Here is a 264-nt window from a genome sequence, read left to right as displayed (position 1 = left end):
TCTCCACGGCGCAGCACAGCGCTATTCAACGCGGTCACTGCAAGTGCAGACGTCATCTGCGCGTCGATGGAGTACCCCACGATACGGTTCGACCACACGTCTTTCACCGCACACAAGTAGAGCTTGCCTTCACCAGTCCAATGCTCAGTGATGTCCGAAAGCCATAACTCGTTCGGCGCAGCCGCCACGAACTCCCGCTGCACCAAGTCATCATGCACGGGCGGGCCAGGCTTTCTGCCTTTTCCGCGAGCTTTCTTCTTCCCA

General features: G+C 58.3%; 1 protein-coding gene. It reads right to left on the bottom strand.

The annotated features are described in order from the left end of the window. Positions 1 to 264, bottom strand: a 264-nt coding sequence (locus AUL38_RS15960) for a DDE-type integrase/transposase/recombinase (protein ID WP_153006640.1), incomplete at both ends; no start/stop codon positions are given.

It is taken from the genome of Leucobacter sp. G161 (genome assembly GCF_001482305.1).
Lineage (GTDB): Bacteria > Actinomycetota > Actinomycetes > Actinomycetales > Microbacteriaceae > Leucobacter.
The sequence above is the reverse complement of the archived record's forward strand: the minus strand, read 5'-3'. Positions and strand labels throughout refer to the sequence as shown.